Raw genomic sequence first — 18259 nt, forward strand, 5'->3', positions numbered from 1 at the left:
GCCCGTGCCGCTGGCATTTTCATTTTAGGGCATTCAGTCTGCCTGCCCCTGTGCCAGCCGGATAACCCGGGCAAACATCTGCCGCATCAGTGGCGGAATCGCCTCTGGCCCGCGCTCTGCCGCCGATGAGGCTACCGCAATCGCCAGCTCAGGTTTGGAACTGCGGTGAATCGCTTTGGTAATAATACGCCTGGAACTCATCGGAACGTTTAACGGCAGGTGCGCCATCTGATGATAAACCTCCTGGAAGCCGTGCTGATAAAGAAAATTTTCCATATCCAGCGCCGGTAGCTGCGTCAGAAAACGCGGCTCCGCGTCACCCGGCTGCAGCTGACTGCGCGCCGTAGCGGCATACTTATGCCCCGCCTGATCGCCATCGGTCAGCACATGCCAGGCGATGCCCATACGCCGGGCAAACTTCAGCAGGGGCTTGAGGCCGGACTGCGCAAACTCAATCACTTTGATCCCTTCAGCCGCAAAGTTGTAGCCACACTGCTGCGCCAGCTCATTCATGATCCAGACTTCGGTCTCCCCCTCCACCAGCAGCCAGCAGCGGGCGAACAGCGCTGCAGGACGGTTGACACGGATATGAAAGCCGATACGCCGACTCTCTTCGGCACTCAGTCCTTCCGGACCGATGCGCCAGGCCGCCACGCGCGACGATTCACGCACCAGACGGCAGACATTTTCCACCGGCACCTGCGACAGCAGCTCAGCGGAATTGGTGGTGGCAATTTTCTGCAGCGGCAGCAGCCTCAGCAGGTTCCACGCTACCGAGAGCATAATCGGGTGCAGCCGGGTTTCCGGGTCTTCAATCAACAGCAGCGGCCGGGCATCGGCGGCAAGAGGCAGATCGCCCCGCGCCGCGATCAGCAGGGTAAAGATCTGCAGCAGGATCAGCTGGCGGCTGCGGGAGTCCGTTCCCGCAATCAGCTGGTTGAGGTGATCCAGCGCCCGCCAGCCCTGCCCGCCGTCGCGCGTCTGCCCATCCCGCGGCCGCGCCGTCTGACCGGTTTCCGGCGTCTGCACCTGAAAGTAGTGCTGCATCAGCTGCTGCATGGTCTTTAGTCCCTGCCGCAGCGCCTCATCGCTGAGCTGCTGTGGGTGGCGCGCCAGATCGCGCGCCAGCGACTCCATCCCCTCCAGTAACGGGGTATGCGCAGAATCCAGCGGCGCACTTCCCCGGGTGCGCTTGCTGAAACGCGCATCGCGCAGTCGCAGAACCGGATGACGTTTCAGCAACCGATCGATGGCCGCGGCACAGCCCGGCTCCGGCAACAGCTGACCGTCAGCGTCTGTAAAACGGCGCTGGGTTTCAATACCGCTATCCCGCCAGATGGCGCTGACGCGGTAAAAGAGTCTGCGCTGTCCCTGAGCGTCACGCTGCCAGAAGGGAGCGAACAGCTCATCGGCGTCGTGCTCATCGTCGCGAAAGTGAAACAGAACCGACAGACGGCGCATCGGATCGTCCGCCTCGCCCGGGGTAAAGTGAAAATCGGCGGGCGTAAAAATGTGCGCCGGTTGATGCGGCGACAGCAACAGGCTCAGGGCATCCAGCAGGCTGGATTTGCCCCAGGCGTTCTCACCAATCAACAGGTTGATCCGGGTCAAAGGCAGTGAAAGCTTATTGATGCCGCGGAAACCCCGAATATCGATATGTTCCAGAATCACAGGCGTCCATCCTCAGTTTATAAGAAGCATGGTTGCCGTAAGCCAGCCGGTCAAGCCGCGTTTTCGGGGTTTACTCTGTCACCCTTTTTCGTTAGCTTGTCGCCTCTTTTCCCAGGGATGGAACCTGATGTTATGTACTCCGGACTTCTGATTATTCTGCTGCCGCTGGTGGCGGGCTGGCTGTTACCCTTCCGACAGACCGCGACCCTGCGCCGGGTCAACCAGCTTCTGGGCTGGATGGTTTATGTCATTCTGTTTTTTATGGGCATCAGCCTGGCCTTTCTCGACAACCTCAGCAGCAACCTGCTGGCGGTGTTTCACACTGCGCTGGTGGCCGCATTCTGCATCCTGATCTGTAACCTGCTGGCACTACGCGGACTGGAAAAATATGCCCCCTGGCAGCATGCGCATCGGCAGGAGAAGCTGCCGTCGCGGCTGCATATGGCGCTGGACTCGCTGAAGCTCTGCGGCGTGGTAGTGATCGGTTTTCTGCTCGGCCTGACGCAGTGGCCGCTGCTGCATCACGCCTCGACGGCCAGCGAATATGCCCTGATCTTTCTGCTGTTCCTGGTCGGTATTCAGCTGCGCGGCAGTGGGATGACGCTGCGCCAGATTATCCTGAACCGTCGCGGCCTGCTGGTCGCCAGCGTGGTGCTGGTCAGCGCGCTGGCTGGCGGCGTGATCGCCGCGCTGCTGCTTGGCATGCCGCTGAAAACCGGTCTGGCGTTGGCCAGCGGCTTTGGCTGGTACTCCCTCTCCGGGATCCTGATGACCGAAGCCTTTGGCCCGGTCATCGGCAGTGCCGCCTTCTTCAACGACCTGGTGCGTGAACTGGTGGCGATCATGCTGATCCCGGCGCTGATTGGCCGCCATCGCTCAAGCGCGCTAGGCCTGTGCGGCGCCACCTCCATGGACTTTACCCTGCCGGTGCTGCAGCGGGCGGGCGGCAATGAGATTGTCCCGGCGGCCATCGTGCACGGCTTTGTGATGAGCCTGCTGGCCCCGATTCTGATCGCCCTTTTCTCTGCCTGAAGCTGTCTGAAATGCACAGGTCACCATTCATCTGGCCGCGATAAATAAGCGCAACGCGCAGGGAACAGGGTCAGAGGTGAAAAGTGGCCCGTCCTCTGCACGCCCCCGGCGCTGCCAGCGCATTTTTTCACGCCTGCTTTTCTGCCGTGTCGTCTACGCTTCTTTTTTCAGTTCTGGTCACGTCATACATCAGGGCGAGCCGACAAAGGAGAAGAGCATGAAACAAACCGTGGCGGCGCTGGTCGCCAAAACGCTGGAAAGCGCGGGCGTAAAACGCATCTGGGGCGTCACCGGGGACTCCCTGAACGGACTGAGTGACAGCCTTAATCGCATGGGCACCATCGAATGGATGCCGACGCGCCATGAAGAGGTGGCGGCGTTTGCGGCGGGCGCAGAAGCGCACATCAGCGGCGAACTGGCGGTCTGCGCCGGCTCCTGCGGGCCAGGCAATTTACATCTCATCAACGGTCTGTTCGATTGCCACCGCAACCGCGTGCCGGTGCTGGCGATTGCCGCGCACATCCCCTCCAGCGAAATCGGCAGCGGCTATTTTCAGGAAACCCATCCGCAGGAGCTGTTCCGCGAATGCAGCCACTACTGCGAGCTGGTCTCCAATCCGGAGCAGTTACCGCAGGTGCTGGGCATCGCGATGCGTAAAGCGATCCTGAACCGGGGGGTTTCGGTGGTGGTCTTACCCGGCGATATCGCGTTGCAGCCAGCGCCGGAGAGCGCCCGCACCGAGTGGTATCCACCGCAGCTGCCGCAGGTTCTGCCGCAGCCTGCCGAACTGGCTCAGCTGGCCAGTACGCTGAACGACGCCAGCGACATTACGCTGCTGTGCGGCAGTGGCTGTGCCGGAGCACATCAGGAAGTGGTCGCGCTGGCCGAAGCGCTGAAGGCCCCTATCGTGCATGCGCTGCGCGGCAAAGAACACCTGGAATATGATAACCCTTATGATGTCGGGATGACCGGTCTGATTGGCTTCTCATCGGGCTTCCACGCCATGATGAACGCCGGGACGCTGGTGCTGCTGGGTACTCAGTTCCCCTATCGCGCTTTCTATCCGGAAAAGGCGCGCATCATCCAGATCGACATCAATCCCGGCAGCCTGGGATCGCATTGCCACGTTGATGAGGCCTATGTCGGTGACGTGAAAACCACCCTGCAGGCGCTGCTGCCGCAGCTGACGCACAAAAACGATCGCACCCATCTCGACAGCGCCGTTAAGCACTATCGTGAGGCGAGGAAAAGTCTGGATGAGCTGGCACAGCCCAATGACAAACAGCCTATCCATCCGCAATATCTGGCGCAGCAGATCAGCCACTACGCCAGCGAGGATGCGATTTTCACCTGTGACGTCGGCACGCCTACCGTCTGGGCGGCGCGCTACCTGAAGATGAACGGCAGACGTCGCCTGCTGGGGTCGTTTAACCACGGCTCGATGGCAAACGCCATGCCGCAGGCGCTGGGCGCGCAGTCCATCGATCGGAATCGTCAGGTGGTGGCCCTGTGTGGCGACGGCGGATTCAGCATGCTGATGGGCGATTTTATCTCGCTGGCGCAGCTGAAAATGCCGGTGAAACTGGTGATTTTCAACAACAGCGTGCTGGGCTTTGTGGCGATGGAGATGAAAGCGGGCGGCTACCTGACCGACGGCACCGAACTGGACAATCCCGACTTTGCCGCCATCGCTCAGGCCTGCGGCATCAAAGGGATCCGGGTGGAGAAAGCGTCAGAACTCAATGGCGCGCTGGAGCAGGCATTTGCTCATGACGGGCCGGTGCTGGTCGATGTCATCACCGCCAAAGAGGAGCTGGCGATGCCGCCGCAGATCAAACTGGAGCAGGCCAAAGGCTTCAGCCTCTACATGCTGCGCGCCATTATGAACGGTCGCGGGGATGAAGTGGTAGAACTGGCGAAAACCAACTGGCTGCGGTAAAACAGGGGTTCCATCCAGGCGGGCGCGATGCCCGCCTTTTTTTTTGTCTTCCGCTACGTTCAGGAGCATAAGGTGATCGATTTACGCAGTGATACCGTGACCCGGCCCAGTGCCGCCATGCTGAACGCGATGATGTCTGCCGAAACCGGTGATGATGTCTACCGTGACGATCCGACCGTGAATGCGCTGGAGGCGGAGGCGGCACGACTCAGCGGCAAAGCCGCCGCGCTCTTTTTTCCGACCGGTACCCAGGCAAACCTGGTGGCGCTGCTGAGCCACTGTGAACGCGGCGATGAATATATCGTGGGTCAGCAGGCGCACAACTACAAATATGAGGCGGGTGGCGCGGCGGTACTGGGCAGTATTCAGCCCCAGCCGGTACTGGCCAGCGAGGACGGTACTCTGCCGCTCGACGTGGTGGCGGCCGCTATCAAGCCGGATGATATTCACTTTGCCCGCACCCGTCTGCTGAGTCTGGAGAACACCCATCACGGTAAAGTGCTGCCGCTGGCTTATCTGGAGCAGGCCTGGACCTTTACCCGCGCGCATCAGCTGGCGCTGCATATTGATGGCGCACGGATCTTTAATGCGGTGGTGGCGCAGCAGACCACGCTGGCGGCGATTGCCCGCTACTGCGACAGTCTCACTATCTGTCTCTCGAAAGGTCTGGGGACACCGGTGGGGTCCCTGCTGTGCGGCGACACGGCGCTGATTGAGCGTGCGCGTCGCTGGCGGAAAATGACCGGCGGCGGCATGCGTCAGGCGGGCATTCTGGCGGCAGCCGGCCTTTACGCGTTAGAACACAACGTGGCGCGGCTGCAGGAAGATCATGACAATGCCGCCTGGCTGGGTGAGCAGTTGCATGAGCTGGGTGTCAACGTCATTGAGCAGCAGACGAACATGCTGTTTGTTGCCGTGCCGGAGGCGCAGGTCAGATCGCTGGGCGAGTGGATGAAAGCGCGTGGGGTATTAATCAGCGCGGGCACCCGCACCCGTCTGGTCACCCATCTGGATACGGATCGTGCCGCGCTGGAACAGGTGGTCGCACACTGGAAGGCGTTTCTGCAGCAGTAACGGCTACTGCGCCGCGCCATAGCGTTCCAGCAGCGCGGCGGCTATCGCAGCCGTCTCAGCATCGGGCAGCCCACGATAATCCGCGGACCGGAAATGCATCTGGAAGGCGGCAATCACCTTCTGCTGCTCACGCGCGCTCATCCCGTCACTCACCGGATAGCCGTAGCGGCTTAACAGGGTCAGAACCTGCTCTGCGGGCACCGCCGCGTGCGGCGCCTTGCCAGCCAGCCAGAACTGCACCCGACGGCTATCCGGCCAGGCCCCGAGTCCGCGCTGCGCCAGCTGTTGCCAGGGAAAGCACGGCCCCGGATCCTGCTTGCGCTGCGGCGCGATATCACTGTGGCCGACGATATTTTCCGGTGGGATCGCGTAACGCCGGACAATATCCCGCAGCAGCGCCTCCAGCGCCGTCATCTGTGCAACCGTAAAGGGCTGCCATTCAAGACCGGTTGGCGTGCGACGATAGCCCCGGTTCACCAGTTCAATCCCAATTGAGGTGTCATTGATACGGGTGGATCCGCGCCAAAAGCTGGGTCCGGCGTGCCAGGCCAGCTGCTGCTCCGGCACCAGCTGCCAGATGATCCCTTTCCCGGCGCGCTGTGGCGGCTGACGGGGGATCAGATAGTGCGCGCTGACCTCCCGATCCGTCAGCGTTGCCAGCGACGACGAAAAGTCTTCGGCGGTGTAGTGGATCACGATCACCTTCACCCGTGGGCGCGCACCCTGTGCCGGATGCCGCAAATCGGCCCAGTAGCCGTCGCGGGATTCTATGCCGGTCTGGCAGCCAGCCAGCAGCAGCGCCGTCAGCAGCAACAGCAGGCGTCTCAACGCAGGATCACCGCCGTGCCGGTGACGCTGACCATCAGCATGCTGCTCTCTTTACCCACCGTTTCGTAATCAATGTCGATGCCGACCACGGCATTGGCGCCCAGCGCTTTCGCCTGCGCTTCCAGCTCGTCAAAAGCGATCTCGCGCGCTTTGCGCAGCTCTTTCTCATAAGCACCGGAACGGCCACCGACCACGTCGCGGATCCCGGCAAAAAAATCACGGAAGATGTTGGCACCCAGAATCGCTTCACCGGTGACTACGCCGCAATAGTCGCTGATGCTGTGACCTTCCAGGGTTGGGGTGGTTGAAAATTTCATCGCATTCTCCTTGTTGAAAACCGGACTAAGGCTCTATCGACTAAAAAGCATGGCTATACTCTATGCTAAAAATGGCACCTTGCCAGAGAACCATAAGGAAATCGAGATGAGAAACAATGCGTTTGCGCTGATGATCCCGGCTGCCCTGTTGCTCAGCGCCTGTACCACCGTGGAGCCCGTGATTAAGGATAATGGGCCGCGAACCGCGCCCTGCATTGAGGGCGGTCCTGACCAGGTCGCTCAGCAGTTTTATGACCTGCGGATCGAACAGCCGGTGCCGGGACTGCCCGACAGCAACACGCTGGCGAAATACCGTCCCTACCTGAGCGACGCGCTTTATCGTTCGTTACAGGCGGCCAGCGGCAGCAACGCCGGTGCGCAGTGGCGCAATGGCGATATCTTCTCCAGCCTCTCGCAGGGTCCGACAGCCGCCAGCGTGGCCGATGCCTCAACGATTCCGAACCGCGATGCGCGCAACATACCGTTGCGGGTTGACCTGAGCCGTGACAACCGTCAGTGGCAGGATGAAGTGCTGATGATCCATCAGGGCAGCTGCTGGGTGGTGGATGACGTGCGCTACATGGGAAATCCTGCGCATGCCGACGGTGGCAGCCTGAGCCAGATGCTGGAAAAAACGCGAAAATAGATCAGACAGTCATGAGAAGCGCGGCCCATCCCACTGCCGCGCTTTTTTTATCTCTGCATCCTGGCCAGCCCCCCCCGGAGAGGGCATGATTTTGTGCTAAGCTTTTGCTGTTTACCCCCTGTTTTACAAATTTTAACCCGCCTTAATTGCATAACTATTCTGGTGACGTTAAAATCCGCGGCACTAATAGCTATTCAAATCTGGCGCATGAGTATTCAACTAAACGCAATAAACTGCTTCTACGGTGCTCATCAGGCGCTGTTCGACATCAACCTTGAGTGCCCTCAGGGCGAGACCCTGGTGCTGCTGGGCCCCAGCGGCGCAGGCAAGAGTTCCCTGCTGCGGGTCCTCAACCTGCTGGAGCAGCCGCGTTCAGGTCAGTTGCAGATTGCCGGTAATCAGTTCGACTTCAGTCAGAAGCCTTCCGATGCCGCGATTTGGGAGCTGCGTCAGAACGTGGGTATGGTCTTTCAGCAATATAATCTCTGGCCGCATCTCACCGTGCTGCAGAATCTGATGGAAGCGCCCTGCCGGGTGCTGGGGCTCAGTAAGAGCGATGCCCGCGCCCGCGCCGACCGGCTGCTTGACCGGCTGCGTCTGACTCCTTACAGCGACCGCTTTCCGCTCCACCTTTCCGGCGGTCAGCAGCAGCGCGTGGCGATTGCCCGTGCGCTGATGATGGAGCCGCAGGTACTGCTGTTCGATGAGCCAACCGCCGCGCTGGATCCCGAAATTACCGCACAGATTGTCTCAATTATTCGCGAACTGGCGCAGACCCGTATCACTCAGGTGATCGTGACCCATGAAGTGGAAGTGGCACGTAAAACCGCCAGCCGCGTGGTTTACATGGAGAACGGTCATATTGTGGAACAGGGCGATGCCAGCCGCTTTACACAGCCGCAAACCGAGGCGTTTGCTCACTATCTTTCGCACTAAGTCAGGATGCTAAAAATGAAAAAAATGGTACTTGCTGCACTGCTCGCTGGTTTTAGCCTGACCGCTACGGCGGCGCAGACGATTCGTTTTGCTACCGAAGCCTCCTATCCTCCGTTTGAGTTTGTGGATGCGGACAATAAGATTCAGGGCTTTGATGTCGATCTGGCCAATGCGCTCTGTAAAGAGATCGACGCAACCTGCACCTTTACCAATCAGGCGTTCGACAGCCTGATCCCAAGCCTGAAGTTCCGCCGCTTTGATGCGGTGATGGCCGGCATGGATATTACTCCGGAGCGTGAAAAGCAGGTCCTGTTCACCAAGCCTTACTATGACAACTCAGCGCTGTTTGTTGCCCAGAAAGGCAAAGTGGCCAGCGTTGAGGCGCTGAAAGGCAAGCGTGTAGGCGTTCAGAACGGCACCACCCATCAGAAGTACCTGACGGAAAAACACAGCGAAATTACCACTGTGCCTTACGACAGCTATCAGAATGCCGTTCTGGATCTGAAAAATGGCCGTATTGATGCCGTGTTCGGTGATACCGCCGTGGTCAACGAATGGCTGAAGCAGAACCCTGCGCTGGCGGCTGTCGGTGACAAAGTAACGGACAAAGCCTACTTTGGTACCGGCCTGGGCATCGCGGTGCGCACCGGTAACACCGAGCTGCAGAGCAAATTCAACGGCGCACTGGATAAGATCAAAGCTGACGGGACGTACAAAACCATCTACAGCAAATGGTTCCAGCAGTAATCTCTGATGAATGAAATGATGACCCTTGCAAGCGCCGCCGGTATGACCGTCGGCCTTGCCGTTTGTGCTCTCATCGCTGGCCTCGTGCTGGCGATGCTGTTTGCTGGCTGGGAGTCACTGCGCCTCAGACCGCTGGCGTGGATCGGCACCGGCCTGGTGACCCTGATTCGCGGCCTGCCGGAAATTCTGGTGGTGCTGTTTATCTATTTCGGTGCCTCTCAGCTGCTCCTGACCCTGTCCGACGGCTTCACGCTTAACTTCGGCCTGTTTCAGCTGCCGGTGCAGATGCAGATTGAGAACTTCGATGTCAGTCCGTTCCTGTGTGGCGTGATTGCGCTGGCGATGCTCTATGCCGCCTACGCCTCACAAACGCTGCGCGGCGCGCTGAAAGCGGTTCCGGTCGGCCAGTGGGAGTCGGGCCAGGCGCTGGGCATGAAAAAATCGGCCATTTTTTTGCGGCTGATTATGCCGCAGATGTGGCGTCACGCCCTGCCCGGTCTGGGCAATCAGTGGCTGGTTCTGCTGAAAGATACCGCCCTGGTTTCGCTGATCAGCGTTAACGATCTGATGCTGCAGACCAAAAGTATCGCTACCCGCACCCAGGAGCCCTTTACCTGGTTCCTTGTGGCGGCGGCAATCTATTTAGTGATTACGCTGTTCAGCCAGGCCGTACTGCGCCGCATCGAACTGCGCACTACCCGCTTTGAACGGGGGAACAGCTAATGCTGGCTTACCTGCCTGAACTCCTGAAAGGGCTGCACACCAGTCTGACGCTCACCGCGGCCTCGCTGATCCTGGCCCTGCTGCTTGCGCTGCTCTTCACCGTGGTGCTGTCACTGAAAACCCCGCTGTTTTCGCCGCTGGTAAAAGGATTTATTACGCTGTTTACCGGCACCCCGCTGCTGGTGCAGATCTTCCTGATCTACTACGGGCCGGGACAGTTTCCCTCGCTTCAGCAGATCCCCTGGCTGTGGCATTTACTCTCACAGCCCTGGCTCTGCGCGATGCTGGCCCTGTCGCTGAACAGCGCAGCCTATACCACCCAGCTCTTCTACGGTGCCGTGCGAGCGATCCCTGCCGGGCAGTGGCAGTCGTGTGCGGCGCTTGGCATGCGCCGAAAAGATACCCTGCGTATTCTTCTGCCTTATGCATTTAAACGCGCCCTCTCCTCCTACTCCAATGAGGTGGTGCTGGTCTTCAAGGGCACCTCACTGGCCTACACCATCACCCTGATGGAAGTGATGGGCCACGGTCAGCTGCTCTATGGCCGGACCTATGACGTCACCGTCTATGCCGCAGCCGGCCTGATTTATCTCTGCGTGAACGGTCTGCTGACGCTGATGATGCGACTGATCGAAAGGCGTGCGCTGGCCTTTGAAAGACGCAACTGATACGCCGGGCGAGCTCGCTCGCCCTTCCCGCCTGGAAAATCACAATAATTGCATAATCATTCAATCTGTGGCAGGGTATCGCCTTCTCTGGCTGACCACAACACAGGATTTTTACAATGAAAAAATGGATTATTGCCGCGGCGCTGGCGTCACTGGCGATCACCGCTCAGGCAGCGGAAAAAATTCGCTTCGCCGCTTCCGCCACCTATCCGCCGTTTGAATCTCTCGACGGGGAAAATAATCTGGTCGGTTTTGATATCGATCTGGCTAAAGCGCTCTGTCAGCAGATGAAAGCGGAGTGTACGTTTACCAATAACGCCTTCGACAGCCTGATCCCTTCCCTGAAGTTCCGCCGCTATGACGCGGTCATCTCCGGCATGGATATCACCGCAGAGCGCAGCAAACAGGTCGATTTTACCCAGCCTTACTATGCGAACTCAGCGATCGTGATCGCCCGTAAAGGCCAGTTCAGTCAATTCAGCGACCTGAAAGGCAAGCGCATCGGCGTGGAAAACGGCACCACGCACCAGAAGTACCTGCAGGAAAAACATCCGGAAGTGAAAGTGGTGGCCTATGACAGCTACCAGAATGCGATTCTCGACATGAAGAGTGGCCGGCTGGATGGGGTATTTGGCGACAGCGCGGTGGTGAATCAGTGGCTGAAGAGCAATCCGGAGCTGGCTACGGTCGGTGAGCATGTGACCGACACGGACTACTTTGGCACCGGCCTTGGCATTGCCGTGCGTAAGGGCAATACGGCGCTGCGCGATGAGTTTAACCAGGCGCTCGCCGCGCTGAAAGCCAACGGCAGCTGGCAGCAGCTCAATCAGAAGTGGTTCCCGGAGTAAGTCCCCGATCGCAGCGCCCGTCTCCGCGCTCTACGGCTGCTGGCGGCGGGTTAACAGCGTCAGCACTTCAAAATGGGCGGTATGAGGAAACATATCGAAGAGCTGCACCTTCGTGATCTCATACGCGCTCAGTCGGGCGATATCCTGCGCCATGGTCTGCGGATTACAGCTTGAGTAGAGCAGATAATCGGGTGCCATCTGGCTCAGATAGTCACACAGCGCCTCGCCAATCCCGCGACGGGGCGGATTGACCAGCACCAGCTGCGGCACCGCGTCCCGCCCGGTGGCAAACGCCGTCGAATCCAGCGCCGCAAACTGCACCTTCTCCAGCCCCAGCATCGCGGCGGAGCGCTGAGCGCAGGCAATCGCCTCGGCGCTGATCTCAATCCCGGTCAGCTGCATCGCCGGTGTCGCACAGTGCAGACCGAAACCGCCCACGCCGCAGAAGAGATCCCACATGCTGTTGACCGGCAGTGCGCGGACCCAGTCGCGGGCAGTGGCATAAAGCGTGCTGGCAACCTGCGGGTTGGTCTGAAAGAAACTCTGCGGACGGATCCAGAGCGGCACGCCATTGAAGTTCTCCGCCAGCGACTGATCCGGCGTCAGCGCTATCTCCTCATCGCCCTCCAGAATCGCCATATGTACCGGCTGAATGTTGGCAGAGATGACCGTCAACTGTGGCAGCTGCTGTTGCAGCCACGGCAACGCCGCGCGCAGCTGTTCCAGCTTCGCCGTCGATCGCAGGACAAAGCGCAGCATCATACCGCCCTGCTGACTTTCGGTAATCAGCAGAAACTTCAGTTCTCCACGCTTGCGCGCCACGTTATAGGGCGTCAGCCCGGCACGCGCGATAAACGGTTTCAGTGCGGCAAAGACGGGCTGAAAACTGTCCGGATAGAGCGGGCACGCACACAGATCGACCGCCTCCCCCTCCCGGGACAGCAGGCCCAGCACCGGACGCTCAACGCTGCCGCTGACGACCATTTTCGCTTTATTACGGAACGCCTGCTGCGGTGATACCACCGGCGGCAACCAGGCCGCGACCGGCTGCTCAGCCAGCAGCTGTTCCAGCAGTGACTGTTTGTCGCTGAGCTGAGTGGAATAGGGTTTGTCGAGCCACTGACAGGAGCGGCAACGGTTGGCGTCATAAAGCGCGCAGTGCATGGTAAAGCCTTAACGATCGGGTCGGGCGGAGCGCGATTGTATCACCGCTTTCTGAAAAAAGCGCGGCTGCTGGCAGGCAGAAACAGCAGCATCAGCACCAGCAGATCGGGGATTTTCTGCGTCAGGGTGTGGTGAATAATCTGGACGTTGTTGTCGCCGTCGATACTGAAAATTTCAGGGTAGATCCAGCCCAGCGAGGCCACCAGCATGTAGCCCAGTACGAGCACCTGGGTCGCCACATAGCCCCAGCGTCCGGCATTACTGCCGCGCATCAGGGTAAAGGCGCAGCGCAGTTCAAACAGGAAGATCAGCTGGCTGGCGATAAAGATAAGCGTAGAGTCCCAGGACTGAGCACTGCGGTGAACAAAGTTGGCGATTTCGCTGTAGCCCAGCTCATTGGCCAGCATCAGGACGCTCAGGCAGCGGGTGGCAATGATGGCAATGCCCGCCACACTGACCGGCACCGGCGCATCGGAAAGCGTGGCACTGCTTTTAAAGATTTCTGACATAGTCCGTGGCTCCACCCGATCGAAAAACGGGCCGGTTAAACCGGCCCGTTCATATAGTGGCAAAGGTTAACGATTTCAGCCACGTTTAGCTTTCTGAATATCGCTTAAACGCTGTTTTTCTTCGTTCGCCATTACCCGCCAGGCGATAAAACCCACTAAACCGACCACAAACAGAATCAGCGACGCCAGCGCATTGATTTCCGGATTCACGCCGCGCCGCACGGTGGCAAAGATCGCCATGGGCAGCGTGGTGGCACCGGGCCCGGTGACAAAGCTGGCGATCACCAGATCGTCGAGTGACAGGGTAAACGCCAGCAGCCAGCCGGTTACGATAGCCGGCGCAATCATCGGTACGGTAATCACGAAGAAGACCTTCAGCGGCGTGGCGCCTAAGTCCATCGCCGCCTCTTCAATCGAGCGGTCCAGTTCACGCAGACGCGAGTTGATCACCACCGCCACATAGGCGGTACAGAAGGTCACGTGTGCCAGCCAGATGGTGAGCATGCCGCGTTCGCTGGGCCAGCCAAAGGCGTTGCCCATCGCCACAAACAGCAGCAGCAGCGACAGTCCTGTGATTACGTCGGGCATTACCAGCGGCGCGGTGAGCATAAAGGCAAACCCGTTATGCCCGCGGAACCGCCCGAAGCGCACGATGATGACCGCCGCCAGCGTGCCCAGCACCACAGCCATGGTGGCGGAAAGCCCGGCAATGCTCAGACTCAGCAGCACCGCATCAATCATCGCGCTGTCCTGGAAGAGCACCCTGTACCAGTGGAAAGAGAAATTCTCCCACACCGTCACCAGCGGTGAGCTGTTAAAGGAGTAAACCACCAGCAGCAGCATCGGCGCATAGAGGAACAGGAAACAGCAGACCAGAATACCGGTTCGCCAGGGTGAGCGAATGGTGGGCAGATTATTCATGCCTTCTCTCCCATTTCACGGTTTTGATGCTTATGGAACCAGATGATCGGCAGAATCAGGATCAGCAGGATAATCACCGCCAGCGCAGAGGCCACCGGCCAGTCACGGTTATTGAAGAACTCCTGCCACAGAATACGGCCAATCATGATGCTGTCCGGCCCGCCCAGCAGTTCAGGAATCACATACTCCCCGACCGCCGGGATAAAGACCAGCATCGATCCGGCGATAATGCCGCCTTTAGTCAGCGGCACGATGACGCTGAAAAAGGTTTTGAGCGGACGCGCCCCCAGATCCAGTGACGCTTCCACCAGCGAGTAGTCGATACGGGTCAGCGCGGTGTAGATCGGCAGCACCATAAACGGCAGATAGCAGTAGACGATACCGATATAGACGGCGGTGTTGGTATAGAGGATCACCAGCGGATGATCGATCACGCCGAGCCACATCAGGAAGCGGTTGAGAATCCCGTTATTGTTCAGCAGCCCCATCCAGGCGTAAACGCGCACCAGAAAGGAGGTCCACGACGGCAGGATCACCAGTAACAGCAGAATCGTGCGCATCGACGGCTTGCTGTGTGCAACAGCCCAGGCGAGCGGATAACCAATCAGCAGACAGATGACCGTCGAAATCGCCGCTACCTTCAGGGACTGCAGATAGGCGTCGATGTAGAGCGGGTCGTCGGTCAGCGTCAGGTAGTTGCCAAAGTTGAGTACAATGCTGAACTGATCGTCCGCCCAGCTCACCAGCTCGGTGTAAGGAGGGATCGCCCGCGCGATGTCCGCGAAGCTGATCTTCAGCACCGTCAGAAAGGGCAGCAGAAACAGCAGCACCAGCCACAGGTAAGGCAGCGCAATGACCAGCTTGCGGCCATGCTGCATTTTGACCCGGGTAGCCCAGCGTTGCAGCGGCGTGCCGACCAGCCGGGCGGGCGCTTTGGCGCGTTGGAAAATCTGGCTCATAGCCGCTCCTTAAACCGTCAACACCACGCAGCTGTCGCTTTCCCAGCAGAGGCGAACTTCGTCACCCCAGGTGGGCAGCCCTTTGCGGTAGCGATGCGCGTTCTGCAACTGTGCACTGATCATCTGTCCACTATGCAGACGGACGTGGAAGATAGAGAGGTCGCCAAGATAGGCGATGTGAACCACCTCACCCACCGCAAAGTTGCAGCCATCGGCAGGCACCTCATCGCACAGCATCACTTTTTCCGGACGCAGCGCGACATGAACCGGGACGTTATCCACCACCGAGACATCGGAGTCGACTTTTAACGGATGCATCAGACCGGGGCTGTCGATCACCAGGCCGTCCGCCTGACGTTCACGCAGCAAGCCTTCGAAGACGTTAACCGAACCGATAAACTCGGCGCTGTAGCGGCTGGTTGGATGCTCATAGATCTCTTCCGGCTCACCGATCTGCACGAACTTGCCGCGATTCATGATCGCGATACGGCCGGCCATGGTCATCGCCTCTTCCTGGTCGTGCGTCACCATCACGCAGGTCGCACCAACCCGCTCCAGAATATCGACCACCTCCAGCTGCATCCTGTCACGCAGCTTCTTATCCAGCGCGCCCATCGGCTCATCCAGCAGCAGCAGTTTAGGCCGCTTCGCCAGGCTGCGTGCCAGCGCAACACGCTGACGCTGCCCGCCGGAGAGCTGGTGCGGTTTGCGTCTGGCAAACTCCTGCATGTGCACCAGCGACAGCATCTCGGCGACCCGGCTGGCGATCTCCCCTTTCGGCAGACGATCCTGCTTCAGGCCAAAGGCGATGTTCTGCTCCACCGTCATGTGCGGGAACAGCGCATAGGACTGGAACATCATATTGATCGGGCGCTGATAGGGGGCCACGTGCGACAGATCCTGACCATCCAGCACAATCTGGCCGCTGGTCGGTGGTTCAAATCCAGCCAGCATCCGCAGCAGCGTTGATTTGCCGCAGCCTGACGCGCCCAGCAGCGCAAAAATTTCACCTTTGTAAATGGTCAGACTGACATCATCCACGGCGTGCTGGCCGTCAAAGGATTTGGTCAGATTGCGAATCTCCAGCAGCGGCGTTAACGCCTTTGCGGTTTTGTTTTGAGGACGGGGAATGGCATCGTTCACTACTATCTCTCTCCGGAGCCAGGCGGAACATCGCGGCAAAATCCGCCGCTAAAATGGCACAACAGAGGCCGACACTGCGCCTCTGTTGCTGTTACGTGACAGGTCAATCCGTTCGGGACGAACTACTTACCACTTTTTACTTTAGTCCATGCACGCGTACGCACACGATCCAGTTTCGGATCCTGGACTTTCAGCACAAACAATTTCGACATCGCTTCCGGCGTCGGGAAGATACCCGGGTTGTTACGGATGTCGGCATTGATCAGCGGCAGTGACGCTTTGTTGCCGTTGGCATAGTTCATTTTATTGGAGACATCAGCGATCACTTTCGGATCCATGATGTAGTTCAGCCAGGCATAGGCGCCGTCGATGTTTTTCGCATCTTTCGGAATCGCCATCATGTCGAAGAAGGCCAGTGCCCCCTCTTTCGGCACGCTGTAGCCCAGGTGCACACCATTTTTCGCTGCATCCGCACGGTTTTTCGCCTGCAGGATGTCACCTGACCAGCCGATCGCCACGCAGATATTGCCGTTGGCCAGATCGTTGATGTACTGAGACGAGTGGAAATAGCGGATATTCGGACGCAGCTTCAGCAGCAGGTCTGTCGCCGCACCGGAATAGTCTTTGGCATCCGAAGAGTTAGGATCCTTGCCCAGATAGTTCAGCACGGTAGCGAAAATCTCTTCCGGCGCATCCAGGAATGAGACACCACAGCTTTTCAGCTTCTCAAGGTTTTCCGGCTTCATCACCAGGTCCCAGCTGTTGAGCGGCGCATCGGTTCCCAGCGCGGCCTTCACCTTGTCGACGTTATAGCCGATCCCGGTGGTGCCCCACAGGTAAGGAATCGCATATTTGTTACCCGGATCGTGCTGCGCCACTTTTTCCATCAGCGCCGGATCGAGGTTTTTGTAGTTCGGCAGCTTGCTCTTATCCAGCGGCTGGAAGACCCCGGACTGAAGCTGACGCGCCAGGAAGCTGGAGGATGGCACCACGACATCGTAGCCGGTACTGCCCGCCATCAGTTTGCCTTCCAGCACTTCGTTGGAGTCAAAGACATCGTAGACAACCTTGATGCCGGACTGCTTTTCAAAGTTCGGCACGGTATCTGGCGAAATATAATCAGACCAGTTGTAGACGTGCAGCGTTTTATCTTCCGCCATGCTGCTGGCCGACGCGACCATCAGCGAAGCCGCTACCACAGCTGACAGCCATTTCTGACGTGAGTTGAACATGTTTTCCATCCTCCTGAGCGGGTCATAACAACGCTGCAAACCTGAGATCCCTGCATTGCGTTCTGTACAGGACGTCAGTGACACAATGAATCATTATTCAGCGGGAGTTTAATAGCAAAATCCTATATCTGAAGCGCAGTTACGCGCCTGTTACAGCCCCGCAAGCATAGCCCCCCTGCTCATGCTGCACCAGACCCCAGCGTAAAAAACGCCTGAAACCGATATTTTATGCATGTTTGAGCTATGAGGTTCGGCTTTGATGGCATAAACGACGACAGATATCTGGCATTAAAGGGCAAAATGCAGAATAAAAAAAGGTGGCGGCAGGCGGCGGATATAAAAAAGCCGTCTCAGGGACGGCTTAGTCTGGAGGGGTCGGGCTAGTGCAGCACCGAATGCACGCTGGAGACCGCAACGTGCTCTTCTTCCTCGCCGACAATCAGCAGATTGTTAGCAAAGGCTTCCAGGATCACCATCGAGATCTGCTCTTCGCTCTGTTTCATAAAGTGCGAGAACTGACCAAAGGTTAATCCGGCGGTGGTCGTCATTGACTGGCAGACAATCAGCTTCGGCAGATTGTCATCCTGAATGTCGATAAACGCTTTTACCGTCAGCGAACTGGCGTTGATCTGCGACAGATCGCCGACCAGCGGAATCAGCGCCGTGGGCTTTACTTCCGCCAGCGCCGAGAACAGGATGACGTTGTCGACCAGATCGATTTTGGCGTCAAACACCCCATCAAAGTTTTGCATGTGCGGCAGATGAAGTGCCTGACAGGCATCGCATTCGAACCAGGTGATATTTTGCTGATCCAGCCAGCGACGCAACAGGTCGATATCCGGAACGACAAGAGAATCCATCGTAAAATCCCAGTGGGGTGATAAACAGGCGACTTAGCTTAC

The 18259-nt window shown here is 58.6% G+C and carries 19 protein-coding genes; 9 read left to right on the top strand and 10 right to left on the bottom strand.

Going from position 1 to position 18259, the window contains the following annotated elements; translation table 11 throughout:
* Window positions 1–33 precede the first annotated feature (33 nt).
* Window positions 34–1671, bottom strand: coding sequence for an ATP-dependent nuclease (locus FJW00_RS13465; RefSeq protein ID WP_140924453.1), 1638 nt, complete (start codon window positions 1669–1671; stop codon window positions 34–36).
* A gap of 132 nt (window positions 1672–1803) precedes the next feature.
* Between FJW00_RS13465 and FJW00_RS13470 the strand changes: the two genes are divergently transcribed.
* From FJW00_RS13470 to ltaE, 3 genes are all read left to right on the top strand, one after another.
* Window positions 1804–2703 carry a LysO family transporter gene (locus FJW00_RS13470; RefSeq protein ID WP_058957466.1) on the top strand — a complete coding sequence of 300 codons (900 nt, stop codon included), beginning with the start codon at window positions 1804–1806 and terminating at the stop codon, window positions 2701–2703.
* A gap of 217 nt (window positions 2704–2920) precedes the next feature.
* A complete protein-coding gene (gene poxB, locus FJW00_RS13475; protein WP_058957467.1) occupies window positions 2921–4642 on the top strand; it encodes a ubiquinone-dependent pyruvate dehydrogenase in 1722 nt (573 codons plus the stop codon).
* Between the two features lie 72 nt (window positions 4643–4714).
* A complete protein-coding gene (gene ltaE / locus FJW00_RS13480; RefSeq protein ID WP_140924637.1) occupies window positions 4715–5716 on the top strand; it encodes a low-specificity L-threonine aldolase in 1002 nt (333 codons plus the stop codon).
* Window positions 5717–5719: 3 nt separating this feature from the next.
* On the opposite strand, the gene FJW00_RS13485 is transcribed toward ltaE, so the two are convergent.
* Window positions 5720–6544 carry an N-acetylmuramoyl-L-alanine amidase gene (locus FJW00_RS13485; protein ID WP_140924456.1) on the bottom strand — a complete coding sequence of 275 codons (825 nt, stop codon included), beginning with the start codon at window positions 6542–6544 and terminating at the stop codon, window positions 5720–5722.
* Window positions 6541–6861 (bottom strand): heavy metal-binding domain-containing protein, encoded by a 321-nt coding sequence (locus FJW00_RS13490; protein ID WP_009091154.1) that lies wholly within the window; start codon window positions 6859–6861, stop codon window positions 6541–6543. The genes FJW00_RS13485 and FJW00_RS13490 overlap by 4 nt, the downstream gene beginning before the upstream one ends.
* A 106-nt stretch (window positions 6862–6967) precedes the next feature.
* On the opposite strand from FJW00_RS13490, the gene FJW00_RS13495 reads away from it, so the two are divergent.
* From FJW00_RS13495 to FJW00_RS13520, 6 genes are all read left to right on the top strand, one after another.
* The gene (locus FJW00_RS13495) at window positions 6968–7507 is read left to right on the top strand and encodes a lipoprotein (RefSeq protein ID WP_140924458.1); all 540 of its coding nucleotides are present in this window, start codon (window positions 6968–6970) and stop codon (window positions 7505–7507) included.
* Between the two features lie 207 nt (window positions 7508–7714).
* A complete protein-coding gene (gene artP / locus FJW00_RS13500) occupies window positions 7715–8443 on the top strand; it encodes an arginine ABC transporter ATP-binding protein ArtP (RefSeq protein ID WP_140924461.1) in 729 nt (242 codons plus the stop codon).
* Window positions 8444–8458: 15 nt separating this feature from the next.
* A complete protein-coding gene (gene artJ, locus FJW00_RS13505) occupies window positions 8459–9190 on the top strand; it encodes an arginine ABC transporter substrate-binding protein (protein ID WP_009091160.1) in 732 nt (243 codons plus the stop codon).
* Between the two features lie 6 nt (window positions 9191–9196).
* Entirely contained in the window at window positions 9197–9913 is a 717-nt protein-coding gene (gene artQ / locus FJW00_RS13510) for an arginine ABC transporter permease ArtQ (RefSeq protein ID WP_009091162.1), read from the top strand.
* Window positions 9913–10581 (top strand): arginine ABC transporter permease ArtM, encoded by a 669-nt coding sequence (gene artM, locus FJW00_RS13515; protein WP_009091164.1) that lies wholly within the window; start codon window positions 9913–9915, stop codon window positions 10579–10581. The genes artQ and artM overlap by 1 nt, the downstream gene beginning before the upstream one ends.
* 116 nt (window positions 10582–10697) lie before the next feature.
* On the top strand, window positions 10698–11429 hold the full coding sequence (locus FJW00_RS13520; RefSeq protein WP_140028283.1) for an arginine ABC transporter substrate-binding protein: 732 nt from the start codon (window positions 10698–10700) through the stop codon (window positions 11427–11429).
* A 30-nt stretch (window positions 11430–11459) separates the two neighbouring features.
* Here FJW00_RS13520 and rlmC read toward each other — a convergent pair whose 3' ends face one another.
* The 7 genes from rlmC to FJW00_RS13555 all read right to left on the bottom strand — a co-directional run bounded on the left by rlmC (window position 11460) and on the right by FJW00_RS13555 (window position 18217).
* A complete protein-coding gene (gene rlmC, locus FJW00_RS13525; RefSeq protein WP_058957472.1) occupies window positions 11460–12593 on the bottom strand; it encodes a 23S rRNA (uracil(747)-C(5))-methyltransferase RlmC in 1134 nt (377 codons plus the stop codon).
* Between the two features lie 41 nt (window positions 12594–12634).
* Window positions 12635–13102: a YbjO family protein gene (locus FJW00_RS13530; RefSeq protein ID WP_009091170.1), complete on the bottom strand. Its 468-nt coding sequence runs from the start codon at window positions 13100–13102 to the stop codon at window positions 12635–12637.
* Between the two features lie 75 nt (window positions 13103–13177).
* Complete coding sequence (gene potI, locus FJW00_RS13535; protein WP_046101505.1) at window positions 13178–14023, bottom strand: putrescine ABC transporter permease PotI; 846 nt, start codon at window positions 14021–14023, stop codon at window positions 13178–13180.
* Window positions 14020–14982, bottom strand: coding sequence for a putrescine ABC transporter permease PotH (gene potH, locus FJW00_RS13540; protein WP_009091174.1), 963 nt, complete (start codon window positions 14980–14982; stop codon window positions 14020–14022). Before potH ends, potI begins: the two co-directional genes overlap by 4 nt.
* A 9-nt stretch (window positions 14983–14991) precedes the next feature.
* Complete coding sequence (potG, locus tag FJW00_RS13545) at window positions 14992–16125, bottom strand: putrescine ABC transporter ATP-binding subunit PotG (RefSeq protein WP_009091176.1); 1134 nt, start codon at window positions 16123–16125, stop codon at window positions 14992–14994.
* A 122-nt stretch (window positions 16126–16247) separates the two neighbouring features.
* Complete coding sequence (potF, locus tag FJW00_RS13550) at window positions 16248–17357, bottom strand: spermidine/putrescine ABC transporter substrate-binding protein PotF (RefSeq protein WP_009091178.1); 1110 nt, start codon at window positions 17355–17357, stop codon at window positions 16248–16250.
* Window positions 17358–17737: 380 nt separating this feature from the next.
* Window positions 17738–18217: a YbjN domain-containing protein gene (locus FJW00_RS13555; RefSeq protein WP_009091179.1), complete on the bottom strand. Its 480-nt coding sequence runs from the start codon at window positions 18215–18217 to the stop codon at window positions 17738–17740.
* Between the last annotated feature and the right edge of the window lie 42 nt (window positions 18218–18259).

The sequence above is a fragment of the Pantoea anthophila genome (assembly GCF_006494375.1).
Taxonomy (GTDB): Bacteria; Pseudomonadota; Gammaproteobacteria; order Enterobacterales; family Enterobacteriaceae; genus Pantoea; species Pantoea anthophila.